12 protein-coding genes are annotated in these 14728 nt (G+C 63.8%); 11 read left to right on the top strand and 1 reads right to left on the bottom strand.

What is annotated here, in order from left to right; all coding sequences use genetic code 11:
* Positions 1-379: 379 nt before the first annotated feature.
* Positions 380-1213: a prephenate dehydratase gene (locus tag C2I35_RS11225; protein WP_103763139.1), complete on the bottom strand. Its 834-nt coding sequence runs from the start codon at positions 1211-1213 to the stop codon at positions 380-382.
* 140 nt (positions 1214-1353) lie between these two features.
* Between C2I35_RS11225 and C2I35_RS11230 the strand changes: the two genes are divergently transcribed.
* From C2I35_RS11230 to C2I35_RS11280, 11 genes are all read left to right on the top strand, one after another.
* Positions 1354-2544: a c-type cytochrome gene (locus C2I35_RS11230; RefSeq protein WP_103763140.1), complete on the top strand. Its 1191-nt coding sequence runs from the start codon at positions 1354-1356 to the stop codon at positions 2542-2544.
* A gap of 212 nt (positions 2545-2756) precedes the next feature.
* Positions 2757-4703, top strand: coding sequence for an extracellular solute-binding protein (locus C2I35_RS11235; RefSeq protein ID WP_103763141.1), 1947 nt, complete (start codon positions 2757-2759; stop codon positions 4701-4703).
* A 63-nt stretch (positions 4704-4766) separates the two neighbouring features.
* A complete protein-coding gene (locus tag C2I35_RS11240) occupies positions 4767-5852 on the top strand; it encodes a microcin C ABC transporter permease YejB (protein WP_103763142.1) in 1086 nt (361 codons plus the stop codon).
* Between the two features lie 4 nt (positions 5853-5856).
* The gene (locus tag C2I35_RS11245; RefSeq protein ID WP_103763436.1) at positions 5857-6963 is read left to right on the top strand and encodes an ABC transporter permease; all 1107 of its coding nucleotides are present in this window, start codon (positions 5857-5859) and stop codon (positions 6961-6963) included.
* A complete protein-coding gene (locus C2I35_RS11250; protein WP_103763143.1) occupies positions 6960-8549 on the top strand; it encodes an ABC transporter ATP-binding protein in 1590 nt (529 codons plus the stop codon). Before C2I35_RS11245 ends, C2I35_RS11250 begins: the two co-directional genes overlap by 4 nt.
* A gap of 259 nt (positions 8550-8808) precedes the next feature.
* A complete protein-coding gene (locus C2I35_RS11255) occupies positions 8809-9798 on the top strand; it encodes a BMP family lipoprotein (RefSeq protein ID WP_103763144.1) in 990 nt (329 codons plus the stop codon).
* Positions 9799-9848: 50 nt separating this feature from the next.
* On the top strand, positions 9849-10199 hold the full coding sequence (locus C2I35_RS11260) for a molecular chaperone GroEL (protein WP_103763145.1): 351 nt from the start codon (positions 9849-9851) through the stop codon (positions 10197-10199).
* Positions 10196-11830 carry an ABC transporter ATP-binding protein gene (locus tag C2I35_RS11265; protein ID WP_103763146.1) on the top strand — a complete coding sequence of 545 codons (1635 nt, stop codon included), beginning with the start codon at positions 10196-10198 and terminating at the stop codon, positions 11828-11830. The genes C2I35_RS11260 and C2I35_RS11265 overlap by 4 nt, the downstream gene beginning before the upstream one ends.
* Positions 11823-12920 carry an ABC transporter permease gene (locus C2I35_RS11270; protein ID WP_103763147.1) on the top strand — a complete coding sequence of 366 codons (1098 nt, stop codon included), beginning with the start codon at positions 11823-11825 and terminating at the stop codon, positions 12918-12920. Before C2I35_RS11265 ends, C2I35_RS11270 begins: the two co-directional genes overlap by 8 nt.
* A gap of 97 nt (positions 12921-13017) precedes the next feature.
* The gene (locus C2I35_RS11275) at positions 13018-13653 is read left to right on the top strand and encodes a LysE family translocator (protein ID WP_103763148.1); all 636 of its coding nucleotides are present in this window, start codon (positions 13018-13020) and stop codon (positions 13651-13653) included.
* 4 nt (positions 13654-13657) lie between these two features.
* A complete protein-coding gene (locus C2I35_RS11280) occupies positions 13658-14605 on the top strand; it encodes an ABC transporter permease (RefSeq protein WP_103763149.1) in 948 nt (315 codons plus the stop codon).
* Positions 14606-14728: the final 123 nt, after the last annotated feature.

The raw sequence follows: 14728 nt of genomic DNA on the forward strand, positions 1-14728 counted from the left end.
GCCGGCACAGGGGGGCTCCGCGCCTCGTTACTGGCCGAACACGCGGATGCACAGATCCGTGAGGATTGGCGTGACCCTGCTCTCAAGCGTTGTGTTGTCAGGAGCTTGAGATCTCGTATGGTATTGTTTTTAATTAATAAATATTGTTACATAGGTTTTGTGCAAAAGCGCACCAAATGGGTGCAGTTTTGGATGTAACGGTGCGTTTGTAATAATTGACCTTGTGGCAGGCGGCGTGGACGGCCTTCGATGCCGGAATGTGGTCTCATGCATCCCGGCTTTTACCTGAAATATCGGTTGAGGACGCGCCGCGCGAAGCGGTCAAGCCTTGCGCTGTGCTTGGCCGCAAGCTGCGGATTCCGGGTTTTGGCGAAAGGTTCTAGTGGCGGCGCGGATCGGCGGGGTAGACGCCCAGAAGCGTGATGTCGGAGGTGAAGTAATCCAGCTCCTCGAGCGCCAGCTTGACGCCGGGGTCGTCGGGGTGCCCCTCGATATCGGCGTAGAACTGCGTCGCGGTGAAGGAGCCGCCGACCATGTAGCTTTCCAGCTTGGTCATGTTGACGCCGTTGGTGGCGAACCCGCCCATGGCCTTGTAAAGCGCGGCGGGGATGTTGCGCACCTGAAAGACGAAGGTGGTCATCATGCCGTCTTCGCCGCGATAGGAACGGTCGGGCTCGCGCGACATGACGAGAAAGCGGGTGGAATTGTTGCCCTCGTCCTCGATCTCGCGGGCGAGGACGTCGAGGCCGTAGATCTCTCCGGCGAGTTCGGAGGCGAGCGCGGCCATCTCGGGGTCGCCGGCCTGGGCCACCTCGCGGGCCGAGCCCGCGGTGTCGGCGCCGGTGACGCGCTGGATGTCGTGTTGTGCCAGGAATGCGCGGCACTGGCCCAAAAGCATCGTATGGCTTTTGGCGCGCTTGACCTGTTCCAGCGACACGCCGGGCAGGGCCAGCAGGTTGATATGCACGCGCACGAAAGCCTCGGCAATGATGTGCAGGCCGGAGTCGGGAAGCAGGTGGTGAATGTCGGCCACGCGCCCGAAAGTGGAGTTTTCGACCGGCAGCATGGCAAGGTCCGCCTCGCCCGAGCGGACGGCCTCGATCGCGTCCTCGAAGGTGCGGCAGGGCAGGGTATCCATGTCGGGATAGGTGTCGCGGCAGGCCTGGTGGGAATAGGCGCCGGGCTCTCCCTGAAAGGCGATGCGTTTGGTCATGTCGTTGGTTCTTCGCCTGATTTTTACCATTTCCCGCTTAATTTTGCCGAAGGCGGGCGTTTGGTCGCGGAAACTACACCTTGCGCCGCCCGAGGGGAAGCGGATAGATACCGCGCGAGAGATTCAGATGGAAGCGGGCTATGTTTGACACAATGACCTTCACAAAGATCATGGGCGGCCTTTGCGGTACGTTCCTGGTCTTTCTTCTTGGCAAGTGGGCTGCGGAGGAAATCTATCACGTCGGTGGCGGTGGTCACGGCGAGGAGCATCAGGCGGCCTACGTCATCGAGGTGGACGAAGGCGAAGGTGGCGGTGAGGAAGAAGAGGAAGCGGTGACGCTGGCCTCGCTTTATTCCGACGCCGATGTGGGCGCGGGCGAGCGCGTCTTCGGCAAGTGCAAGGCCTGCCACCAGGCGGAAGAGGGCGCGAACGGCGTCGGCCCGCACCTCTACGGTGTGGTCGGGCGTGATGTTGGCAGTGCCGATGGTTATGGCAGCTATTCCGGCGCGCTGAGCGAGGCGGCGGATGTCTGGACGCCCGAGAATCTTTACGCGTTCCTGGAGAACCCGTCGGGCTATGCGCCGGGGACGTCGATGAGCTATAACGGCCTGTCCAAGCCGGAGGACCGCGCCAACGTGATCGCCTTTCTTGACCAGACCGATGGCGACATGACGGAAGTTGCCGCCGAGGAAGGCGCGGAAGAGAGCGCATCTGCCGAGGAAGGCACTGAAGAAGAGGCGACCGAAGAGGCATCCGCCGAAGAGGGTTCGGAAGAGCAAGCCACTGAAGAGGCGTCGGCCGAGGAAGGCTCCGAAGAGGAAGCCACCGAAGAGGCGTCCGCCGAGGAAGGTTCTGAAGAAGAAGCCACCGAGGAAGCGTCCGCCGAGGAAGGCTCTGAAGAGGAAGCAACCGAGGAATCGTCTGCCGAAGAAAGCTCTGACGAGGGCGGCTCTGAGGAGCAGGCCGCCGAGGAAAGCTCGGGCGGTGAGGGTGGAGGTTCGGCCTTTGCCGCGATGGTCGCCGCGGCTGACGCCGCGGATGGCGAGCAGGCATTCCGCAAATGCGCCGCCTGCCACAAGGCCGAGGAAGAAGCCAACGGCGTCGGCCCGCACCTGGTGGGTGTCGTCGGCCGTGACATCGGCTCGGTCGAAGGCTTCAATTACTCCGACGCGCTGGCCGGTCTGGACGGTCAGTGGACGGCGGACGAGCTGAACGCGTGGCTGGAAGACCCCAAGGGCTATGCGCCGGGCAACAAGATGGCCTATCGCGGCGTGCGCAAGGAAGAAGAGCGCGCGGCCCTGGTGAAGTACCTGGAGTCCACCGGCAACTGAGCCGGGACCTGAAAAAGTCAGAAAGCCGCCGTTCCGGTCCGGAGCGGCGGCTTTTTCATGGGCGGTGCGGCGCGGAGAGTCGGCAAGACGTCGCCTCACGGGAAGTTTGAACGGGAATCCGGCTTTCGGCGCTTGAAACCCGTTTCGTTCCTACTTTAGCTTGCCTTGCAAGAACAAAGACCCCACATCAGGCAGGTCAAGAGGAGAGAAGAATGACCCGACGCCACAGCCGGGCCACGACCCGGGCCGTAGCAGTTTCCCGCACCCGTTTCCTGACCGCCGCCCTCACCGGGCTTTGCATCGCGGCGCTGGCCGCAACGACCGCGCTGGCACAGGATGAGGGCTCGGACGAGACCATCATCAAGAGCCACGGCTATTCCTATTTCGGAGAGTTGAAGTATCCCGAGGATTACGAGCATTTCAGCTATGTGAACCCCGACGCGCCCAAGGGTGGCGAGATTTCCATCGCGCTGGCGGGCAGCTTTGACTCGATGAATCCCTACACCCGCAATGGCCGCGCCTCGGCCCTGTCGACGATCATGTACGAAAGCCTTCTGGGCCAGGTTCTGGCCGGATCGGGCAGCCTGCCGGGCGACGACATGAACGGCATGTACGGGCTGGTGGCGCACACGGTCGAATACCCCGAGGACAAGTCGTGGGTGATCTTCCATATGCGGCCCGAGGCGACGTTCTCGAACGGAACGCCCGTCACGGCAGAGGACGTGGCGTTTTCGCACAACCTGCTGCTGGACCAGGGGTTGAAAAGCTATGCCGACGCGGTGCGCAAGCGCATTCCGAAGGTCGAGGTGCTGGACGAACACAGGGTCAAGTTCTACTTCGCGGACGGCATTTCGCGCCGCAGCCTGATCGACCAGGTGGGCACAGTGCCGATCTGGTCCAAGGCGTGGTACGAGGAAACCGGCGCGCGACTGGACGAGCCGCGGCTGGAGATTTCGCCGGGGTCTGGGCCGTATGTCATCGACGAGGTGGAGCCGAACCGCCGCGTGGTGATCAAGCGCAACCCCGATTACTGGGGCTGGGACCTGCCGATCAACAAGGGCCGGCACAATTTCGATACGATCCGGCTGGAGTATTTCGCGGACTCCACCGCCGCCTTCGAGGCGTTCAAGGCGGGGGAGGTGACGTACCGCACCGAGGCGGACCCCAAGCAATGGGCCAGCGCCTATGATTTCCCGGCGGCCAACAAGGATTGGGTGAAGCTGGAGGCGATCCCGGACGGGTCACCGCCGCAGATGACCGGCATCGTGTTCAACACCCGCCGTGACGTGTTGCAGGACAAGCGCGTGCGGCAGGCGGTGGCGTTGATGTTCAACTTCGAGTGGACCAACGAGTCGCTGTTCGCCGGGTTCTACGAGCAGCAGCGGTCCTATTCCACCGGCACCCCGCTGGAAGCCACGGGCGTGCCCGAGGGGGACGAACTGGAGTTCCTGAATTCGCTGGGCGACGTGGTGCCCGAGGAGGTCAAGACGACCGAGCCGTGGGTGCCGCATACGAGCGATCCCGCGCGGCTGACCTCTCGCAAGAACAAGCGGCAGGCGCTGCGGCTGATGCAGGAGGCGGGATATACCGTGGGCGACGATGGCCGTATGCGCGGTGAGGACGGCAACGTGCTGCGGCTCGATTTCCTGCTGAACGCGTCGGGACAGCCGACGGAAAAAGCCGTGGCCGAGAACTTCGTCTCCAACCTGCAGGACCTGGGCATCGATGCGCGGGTCGAGGCCGTGGACAGCGCGCAGTTCACCAAGCGTGAGCGCGACCACGACTATGACCTGGTGTTCGACGGCTATCCGGCGCTTATGGGCACGGGCACGGGCCTTGCCCAGCGGTTCGGGACCGAGGCCGCCGATGGCCTGTTCAACCCTGCCGGGCTGCGCAGCGAGATGGTGGACCGGATCATCGAGGAATCCCTGATGACCGAAAGCCAGGAGGAAGAGGACATGACGATCCGCGCGCTCGACCGGGCGTTGCGGCATGAGTTCGTGGTGATCCCCGATGGTTATGCCCCCGATCACTGGGTCGCCTATTGGGACCAGTACGCGCATCCCGAGGAAATTCCGCCCTATCTTCTGGGAACGCTGGACTTCTGGTGGTACGACGCCGAGAAAGCCAAAAAGCTGAGAGAGGCGGGAGCGCTTTGACGATCTGGCAGGTTCTGGAAGACGGGGCGCTGACGCGCATCCCGCGGGCATAGGGGGCCACGGGTGGGCGCCTATATCGTAAGACGGCTGTTGCTGATCATCCCGACGCTGATCGGGATCATGATCATCAACTTCGCGCTGGTGCAGTTCCTGCCCGGCGGCCCCGTGGAGCAGGCGATTGCCGATATCCAGGGGCAGGGCGACGTGTTCGGCGGCTTTGCGGGCGGCGAGCAAGATGGTGCCGTGACCGGCAACGAGGATAACAGCGGTTATATCGGATCGCAGGGCTTGCCGCCGGAGTTCATCGCCGAACTGGAGGCACAGTTCGGGTTGGACAAGCCGCCGCTGGAGCGGTTCCTGAACATGTTGTGGAACTATGCCACTTTCGATTTCGGAGAGAGCTATTTTCGCAAGATCGACGTGATGGACCTGGTGCTGGAAAAGATGCCGGTCAGTATCACGCTGGGCATCTGGACGATGCTGCTGTCCTATCTCGTGTCGATCCCGCTGGGTATTCGCAAGGCGGTGAAGGACGGCAGCAGTTTTGACACCTGGACCAGCGGGATCATCATCGCGGCCTATGCGATCCCCGCGTTCCTCTTCGGGATCATGCTGCTGGTGTTGTTCGCGGGGGGCAGTTACTGGCAGATCTTCCCGCTGCGGGGCCTGACCTCGGACGGGTGGGAAGACATGACGGTGATCGGCAAGGTGCTGGATTACCTGTGGCACATCGTGCTGCCGGTCACCGCGCTGAGTATCGGCGGGTTCGCCACCCTGACGATCCTGACGAAGAATTCTTTCCTGGACGAGATCAAGAAGCAATACGTGATGACCGCGCGCGCCAAGGGCCTGACCGAGCGCAAGGTGCTGTATGGGCACGTGTTCCGCAACGGGATGCTGATCGTGATCGCGGGCTTTCCGGGCGTGTTCGTGAGCGTGTTCTTCACGGGCAGCCTGCTGATCGAGACGATCTTTTCGCTGGATGGTCTGGGGCGGCTCTTTTTCGAGGCCGCCATCGGGCGCGATTACCCGGTGATGTTCGCAACGCTGTACCTGACGACGCTGATCGGGCTGGTCGTGGCGCTGATCGGGGATCTGACCTATGTGCTGATCGATCCGCGCATCGACTTCGAGAAGAGGTCGGGTTGAGATGATCAAGCTCAACCCCCTGAACCAGCGCCGCTGGCGTAACTTCAAGCGCAACAAGCGGGCGTTCTGGTCGCTGATCATCTTTGCGCTGCTGTGCGTGATCACCCTGCCGGCGGAGTTCGTGGCCAATGACAAACCGCTGTTGGTGAAGTACCGCGACGCGTACTACATGCCGATTTTCAAGTTCTATCCCGAGACCGAGTTCGGCGGGGATTTCCGGACCGAGGCGGTCTATGCCGACCCGGAGGTCGAATGCCTGATCGTATCGGGCGGGCTGGTGGATTGCTTCGACGATCCCGAGGGGATCATCGAGGATGCCCAGGACGGCGAGGTGATGGGAGAGGCGATCGAGAAGGGCTGGACGCTCTGGCCGCTTATCCCCTACAGCCACGACACGCCGGTTGACCGACCCGGGGCAGCGCCCTTGCCGCCCAACGATCAGAACCTTCTGGGCACGGATGGCACCAAGCGGGACGTGCTGGCGATCGTGATCTACGGCTTCCGGCTGGCGGTGATGTTCACGCTGGTGGTGACGTTCTTTTCGTCCGTCATCGGCGTCGTGGCGGGGGCCGTGCAGGGGTATTTCGGCGGCCGGATCGACCTGTTCTTTCAGAGGTTCATCGAGATCTGGGCGTCGACACCGCAGCTTTACGTGATCATCATCCTGTTCTCGATATTGCCGAGGGGGTTCTGGCTGCTCGTCGGGATCATGGTGGCGTTCGGGTGGATGGCGCTGGTGGGCGTGGTGCGGGCGGAGTTCCTGCGCGCGCGCAATTTCGAGTACGTGCGCGCGGCCAAGGCGCTGGGCGTCGGCAACATGAAGATCATGTTCCGCCACATGCTGCCCAACGCGATGGTGGCGACGCTGACCTTTTTGCCGTTCATCATCACCGGCACGATCAGCCTGCTGGCGACACTGGATTTCCTGGGCTACGGCCTGCCTTCGGGTGCGCCTTCGCTGGGGGAATTGACCTTGCAGGCCAAGCAGAACCTGCAGGCACCTTGGCTTGCCTTTACCGCGTTCTTCACCTTCGCGATCATGCTGTCGCTGCTGGTCTTCATCTTTGAAGGCGTGCGCGACGCATTCGACCCCAGAAAGACCTTTCAATGAGCCTGCTTGAAGTCAAAGACCTGAAGGTGGGCTTCCGCCAGGACGGTGCGGTGACGCAGGCCGTGCGCGGCGTGACGTTCAGCGTGGACCGCGGCGAGACCGTGGCGCTGGTGGGTGAAAGCGGGTCGGGCAAGTCGGTGACGGCGTTGAGCACCGTGTCTCTGTTGGGGGAAAGCGCCATTGTCGAGGGCAGCGTGACCTATGACGGCCAGCAGATGATCGGCGCGAATGACAAGCTGCTGCGCAAGGTGCGGGGCAACGACATCAGCTTCATTTTCCAGGAGCCGATGACCAGCCTGAACCCGCTGCACACGCTGGAAAAGCAGCTGACCGAGTCGATCGAGCTGCACCAGGGGCTGCGCGGCGCGGCGGTGCGGGAGCGCATCCTGGAATTGCTGAACCGCGTGGGTATTCGCGACCCCGAAAGCCGGCTGGGCGCTTATCCGCACCAGCTTTCTGGCGGACAGAGGCAGCGGGTGATGATCGCCATGGCGCTGTCGAACAAGCCCGACGTTCTGATCGCGGACGAGCCGACGACGGCGTTGGACGTGACGATCCAGGCGCAGATTCTGGAGCTGTTGGCGGAGCTGAAGCGCGAGGAGGATATGGGGCTGTTGTTCATCACCCATGACCTTGGCGTGGTGGAGCGGATCGCCGACCGGGTTTGCGTGATGAAGGACGGCGAGATCGTCGAGAGCGGGCCGACAGAGGAGATTTTCGGCAACCCGCAGCATGACTATACGAAAAAGCTGCTGGGCGCTGCGCCCTCGGGCGTGCCGGAGCCGGTAGCGGAGGGGGCCGAGACGCTGGTCGAGACGCATGGGCTGCGCATCTGGTTCCCGATCCAGAAGGGGCTGCTGAAGCGCACGGTGGGCCATGTGAAGGCGGTGAACGAGGCCGACATCGAGGTGCGCCGGGGCGAGACGTTGGGCATCGTGGGCGAAAGCGGGTCGGGCAAGACCACGCTGGCGCTGGCGCTGATGCGGCTGATCGAGTCCGAAGGCGAGATGCGGTTCGAGGGCGAGGACATGCGCGAATGGTCCACCCGCAAGCTGAGGCGCAAACGCTCGGACATCCAGATCGTGTTCCAGGACCCGGTGGGCAGCCTGAGCCCGCGGATGACCTGTGAACAAATCATTGCGGAGGGGTTGGGCGTGCATGGCAACCCCGACGGCCGGCCGTTGCGCGAGCTGGTGGCCGAGGTGATGCGCGAGGTCGAGCTGAACCCCGAGACGATGGACCGCTATCCGCACGAGTTTTCCGGCGGGCAAAGGCAGCGGATCGCCATCGCCCGCGCGATGATCCTGCGGCCAAAGCTGGTGGTGCTGGACGAACCGACGAGTGCGCTGGACATGACGGTGCAGGTGCAGATCGTGGACCTGCTGCGCCGGTTGCAGGTGAAATACGGGCTGACCTATCTCTTCATCAGTCACGACCTGGCCGTTGTGCGGGCGATGAGCCACAAGGTGGTGGTGATGAAGCAGGGCGATATCGTGGAATACGGGGCGTCCGAGGAGATCTTCGAGAGCCCCAAGACCGAGTACACGAAGACCTTGTTGCAGGCGGCGTTGGATTTGACGGTTTAGGCGGCGCGTGGGTTTTCACCCACCCTACGCAGAGGCGCGTGCGATCGCGTCAGGAGGTCCCAGATCAAGTCCGGGACGGCGTGTTGGATGGTTTCGCGCCGGGTGTATGGCGTGATGCGGGGCTTACCCTGCGGCAAGCCGCTGTTCACCTTGACCCGAATAGCCAGTTGCGGCCTACTTGCCGGAATCAACAAGGGGGCGAGCGTGATTCAACCCTTCCGGTCAGCCGCGCACCGCCCCGCACCTCAGGGAGATATGCATGACACTGATGAAAACCCTCATGGGCGCGGCCGCCACGCTGGCACTGAGCACGGCAGGTGCTCTGGCCGATCCGGCGTTGATCTATGATCTTGGCGGCAAGTTCGACAAGTCGTTCAATGAAAGCGCCCACAATGGTGCCTCGCGCTGGGCCGAGGAAACCGGCGGCAGCTATAACGAGGTCGAGCTGGAATCCGAAGCGCAGCGCGAGCAGTTCATGCGCCGCTTTGCCGAGAACGGCAACAACCCAGTGGTGATGGTCGGCTTTGCCTTCGGCGAGACATTGGGCGAGGTGGCGCCGGATTATCCCGACACCAAGTTCGTGATCATCGACATGGTGGTGGAAGAACCCAACGTGCGCTCGGTCGTCTTCAACGAGCATGAAGGCAGCTACCTTGTGGGGATGATGGCCGCGATGGCGAGCGACTCCGGCACGGTGGGCTTTATCGGCGGCATGGACATCCCGCTGATCCGCAAGTTCGCCTGCGGCTACGTGCAGGGCGTGAAAGCGGCCAATCCGGACGCGACCGTGATCCAGAACATGACCGGGACGACGCCTGCGGCGTGGAACGACCCGGTCAAAGGGTCCGAGCTGACCAAGGCGCAGATGAGCCAGGGGGCTGACGTCATCTATCACGCGGCGGGCGGCACCGGGACGGGCGTGTTGCAGACCGCCGCCGACGAGGACGTGCTGGGCATCGGCGTGGACAGCAACCAGAATTACCTGCATCCGGGCAGCGTTCTGACCTCGATGGTCAAGCGCGTGGACAATGCCGTTTACGACGCGATGTCGGCGGGTGAGGACGTGGAGACGGGGCTGAACGTGATGGGCCTGTCGAACGACGGGGTGGCCTATGCGCTGGACGAGCATAACGAGGACCTTGTGACGGCTGACATGAAAGAAGCCGTGGACGCCGCCGCCGAGAAGATCGCGAATGGCGAGCTGGAGGTGCACGACTACATGTCCGACAATACCTGCCCGGCGTCGTAGGAATATATTGCCGGGCCGCGAGGGTGGCCCGGCGCTAGCCGGAGGCTGCCATGAGCGATAGCGTCAGACGGTTTTTCAACGCCTGGGGCGACGGCGACGCGGAGGCGCGGATGGCCGTTCTGAACGACGTGCTGGCGGCCGGTGTGCGCTATGCCGACCCGCGGCTGGAGGAGGCGTTGGTCGGGACGGCGGCCGTGATAGACTACGTTGGGCAATACTCGGCCATGGCCCCGGGTGCGATTGCTCAGATCGCGAATATGGACGTACGAGACGGCATCATCCGCGCGACGGTGGAGTTCATAATGGCGGACGGCCACATCCAGCCGGGGCAATTCGTGATCGAGGTGGACTCGGATGAACGCCTGACCCGGATCGTCGGCTTCAAGGGGACGGGCGCATGAGCGTGGCGCCGGCCATCGAATTGCAGGGGATATCGAAATCCTTTGGTCCGGTGCAGGCCAACAAGGATATCTCGATCAAGGTGGCCCCCGGGACCATTCACGGGATCATCGGCGAGAACGGGGCGGGAAAATCGACCCTGATGTCGATCCTCTATGGTTTCTACAAGGCCGATAGTGGCCGGATCTTCATAAAAGGGCAGGAGACGCGCATTCCCGACAGCCAGGCGGCGATTGCGGCGGGTATCGGGATGGTGTTCCAGCATTTCAAGCTGGTGGAGAACTTCACCGTGCTGGAGAACGTGATCCTTGGTGCAGAGGATGGGGCGCTGCTGAGGCCGAGCCTTGCCAAGGCGCGGCGCGAATTGGCGGCTTTGGCGAAGGAATACGAGCTGAACGTCACACCCGATGCGCTGATCGAGGATATTGGCGTGGGGATGCAGCAGCGGGTCGAGATCCTGAAGGCGCTTTACCGGCAGGCGGATATCCTGATCCTCGACGAGCCCACGGGTGTACTGACTCCGGCGGAGGCGGATCAGCTGTTTCGCATCCTTGCCCGGCTGCGGGACGAGGGGAAGACGATCATCCTGATCACCCACAAGCTGCGCGAGATCATGGAGATCACCGACGACGTGAGCGTCATGCGGCGGGGCGAGATGGTGGCGACGGTCCGGACCGCCGAGACAGGGCCGGAGGAACTGGCCGAGTTGATGGTGGGGCGCAAGGTGCTGTTGCGCGTCGAGAAGGAGGCCGCCCGGCCCGGCGACGTGGTACTGGAGGTCGAGAACCTGCATGTGGTCGACGGGCAGGGGGTGGAGCGGCTGCGCGGTATCGACCTGCAGGTGCGCAAGGGCGAGATCGTGGGGCTGGCCGGGGTGGCCGGGAACGGGCAGTCGGAACTGTTGGAGGTTCTTGGCGGGATGCGGGCCGCCACGGGCCGCGTGGCCGTGAACGGCATTGATCTGGCCTTGGCCGGCAGTGGCGCGGATGGCAAGGCGCGGCGCGCGGCGGGGGTGGGGCACGTGCCCGAGGACCGGCAGCGCGAGGGGCTGATCATGGCGTTTTCCGCGTGGGAAAACAGTGTGTTCGGATATCACAGGGGGCCGGCGTCGGGGGCGGGCCTGTTGATGGATAACGCGGGTATCCTGACCGAGGCGGCGGCCAAGATGGAGCGGTTCGACGTACGGCCGCGCGATGCGAAACTGTCGGCCAAGCACTTTAGCGGGGGCAACCAGCAGAAGATCGTGCTGGCGCGGGAGATCGAGCGGAATCCGGACCTGCTGTTGGTGGGTCAGCCGACGCGGGGCGTGGATATCGGGGCTATTGAGTTCATCCATAGCCAGATCATTGCGCTCAGGGATGCGGGCAAGGCGATCCTGCTGGTGAGCGTGGAACTGGACGAGGTGATGGCTCTGAGCGACCGGATCGCGGTGATGTTCGACGGGCGGATCATGGGCGAGCGCCTGCCGGGTGAGACGGACGAGACGGAACTGGGCCTGTTGATGGCCGGGATCGAGGGACGGCCCGACGATGCCGCCGCCGCCGTGCAGGAAGCGCAGGCGGCGCAGGCGCGGGAACACGCCGAGGAACACGGCACGGCGCACAGGGCCGGGCAGGGAGGCGGGCATGGATAGGCTCCCCGGCTGGGCCGACGCGGTACTGGTGCCGTTGGTGTCGCTGTTGCTGGCGGCACTGCTGTCGGCGCTGGTGATCCTTGGTATCGGGGAAAGCCCGGTCGAGGCGCTGCGGATCATGGTCGTGGGCGCGTTCGGGTCGACCTATGGCTGGGGCTATACGCTCTATTACGCGACCACGTTCATGTTCACGGGCCTTGCCTTTGCCGTGGCGAGCCATGCGGGGATGTTCAATATCGGGGCCGAGGGGCAGGCGATGCTGGGCGGGCTTGGCGTGGCGCTGGTGTGCCTGGCGCTGCCCTGGCCGCATTGGGCGCTTGCGCTGCCGGCCGCGGTGGTCGGGGGCGCGGTGTTCGGGGCGCTTTGGGCGCTGATCCCGGCGTGGCTGCAGGCGACGCGGGGCAGTCACATCGTGATCACGACGATCATGTTCAACCTGATCGCGGCCGCGCTGCTGAACTACCTGCTGGGCGGGGTGCTGCGCCCGGCGGGATCGGTCGAGTCGGCCACGGCGCGGTTCCCGGAAGGGGCCACTTTGCCGACCCTGCACGACATGCTCGCGCCGTTGGGCATTTCGTTTTCCAAGGCGGCGCCGGTGAATATCAGCCTGTTCGTGGCAGTGCTGGCCTGCCTGTTCGTTTGGGTGCTGATCTGGCGGACGCGGTTGGGCTACGAGATCCGGGCGCTGGGCTATTCGCAAACGGCATCCCGCTATGCCGGCATCGGGCCGGTGAAGATCGTCGTGGTGGCGATGCTGATCTCGGGCGGGCTGGCCGGGTTGATGGCCGTCAACGTGGTGATGGGCGAGGCGGAGCGGCTGCTCTTGAACCCGACCGAGGGCGCGGGGTTCATCGGGATCGCGGTGGCGCTGATGGGGCGGAACCATCCATTGGGCGTGTTCCTGGCGGCGATCCTGTTCGGGTTTCTGTACCAGGGCGGGGGCGAACTGGGCCTGTGGACGTCGATACCGCGCGAGTTGATCGTGGTGATACAGGCGCTGGTGATCCTGTTCACCGGGGCGCTGGACAACATGGTGCGGATGCCGATGGAGCGGGCCTACGGCGCGCTGCGGCGGAGGCGGAAGGCATGAGCGTGCATGGTTCGGCCTGGAGCGAAGTGTTGAGGCTAGGGGGGTGTGGCGTTGTGTGGCAATGTGCGAGGGTCAGACCTTTTCGGAGCCTCGTACCATGACGGATTTCGCGCCTTACCTTCCCGGCTTTATCGCCGCCTATGCCATCCTGCTGGTGGGGGCGTCCTCGCCCGGGCCAGCGGTGGCGATGCTCTTGGGGATCTCGACCAATCAGGGGCGGGGGCCGGCACTGGTGACCTGCGCGGGGATCGCCACCGGCAGCATGACGATCAACATCCTGACCATGCTGGGCGTGGGCCTGATACTGTCGCAGGCGGCCTGGGCGATGAGCCTTTTGAAGCTGGTGGGCGCGGCCTACCTGGTGTGGCTGGCCTACGGCGCTTTCAGGAAGGCGCTGCACCCGCCAAGAGTGGCGGTGATTAAGACGCCGAAGCAGGCGAATGCGAAGCTGTTTGCGCAGGGCTACGCGTTGCAGGTGACGAACCCCAAGGCGATTGTCTTTTGGCTGGCCATCGCCGCGGTTGGCGCGGTCGAGGGCGCGCCGGCGCCGGTGATTGCCGCCTTCGTCGCCGGGGCCTTCGTGATCAGTTTCACGATGCATGCGGCCTGGGCGCTGTTCCTGTCCTCGAGCCCTATCCGGGCGGCCTATGCCAGCGGGCGGCGGTGGATCGAAGCGGGGCTGGGCAGTTTCTTCGGCTTTGCCGCCTACAAGATGGCGACATCGGAGAGTTGACCGCATGGAGTTCCTGACCCTTCTGCAAGTTCTCGACAGCACGGTGCGGTTGGCCATACCGCTGCTGCTGGCCTGTCTTGCGGGGCTGTTCAGCGAAAGGGCAGGGATTTTCGACATCGGGCTGGAAGGCAAGATGCTGATGGCCGCATTCTTTTCAGCCGCCGTCGCCTATGTCTCGGGGTCGGCCTTGATCGGGCTGCTGGCGGGCATCGGGTCGTCGATGCTGCTGTCGGGTCTGCACGGGCTGGCCAGCATCACGTTCCGGGGCAACCAGCTGATATCGGGTGTGGCGATCAATTTCCTGGCGGCGGGGCTGACGGTGCTGATCGCGGCGGACTGGTTCCAGGAGGCGGGGCGGACGCCGTCACTGGGCAGCGGCGCGCGGTTCGAGCCGATCGACCTGCCCTTTGCGGACAGCCTTGGGCCGGTCTATGGCGAGCTGGTGTCGGGGCATACGATACTGGTTTACCTGGCATTTCTCTGCGTCCCGGCCAGTTGGTGGGTTCTCTATCGTACCCGTTTCGGGCTGCGCCTGCGCGCCGTGGGCGAGAACCCCGAGGCAGTCGATACGGCGGGTATCAGCGTTCCGGGGATGCGGTTCGCGGCACTGGCGATCTGTGGCGTTCTGTGCGGGGTCGCGGGGGCGTACCTGTCGACCGCACTGCAGGCCGGGTTCGTCAAGGACATGACCGCGGGGCGGGGATATATCGCGCTGGCGGCGTTGATCTTTGCCAAGTGGCGGCCGTGGTACGCGCTGTGGGCAACGCTGCTGTTCGGTTTGTTGCAGGCGGTGGCGCTGCGCTATCAGAACCTCGAAGTTGGCGGGATAACGATCCCGACGCAGTTGATGGATGCGGCGCCGTATATTCTGACCGTGGTTATATTGGCGGGGTTCGTCGGCAAGGCGATTCCCCCGAAATCGGGCGGTGTGCCCTACGTGAAAGAGCGCTAACTGCCCCAGATGTCTCAAAAGTTTCAGAAACGGAAGCACATGGACCGATGCGTTCACGCTTCGTAAGGCCAGTTCACATAAATTGATCAGACCTGAGGCGGCAATGCCGATGCCGCACTTGCA

The sequence above is a fragment of the Roseovarius confluentis genome, from assembly GCF_002917925.1.
In the GTDB taxonomy this organism is placed as follows: Bacteria; Pseudomonadota; Alphaproteobacteria; order Rhodobacterales; family Rhodobacteraceae; genus Roseovarius; species Roseovarius confluentis.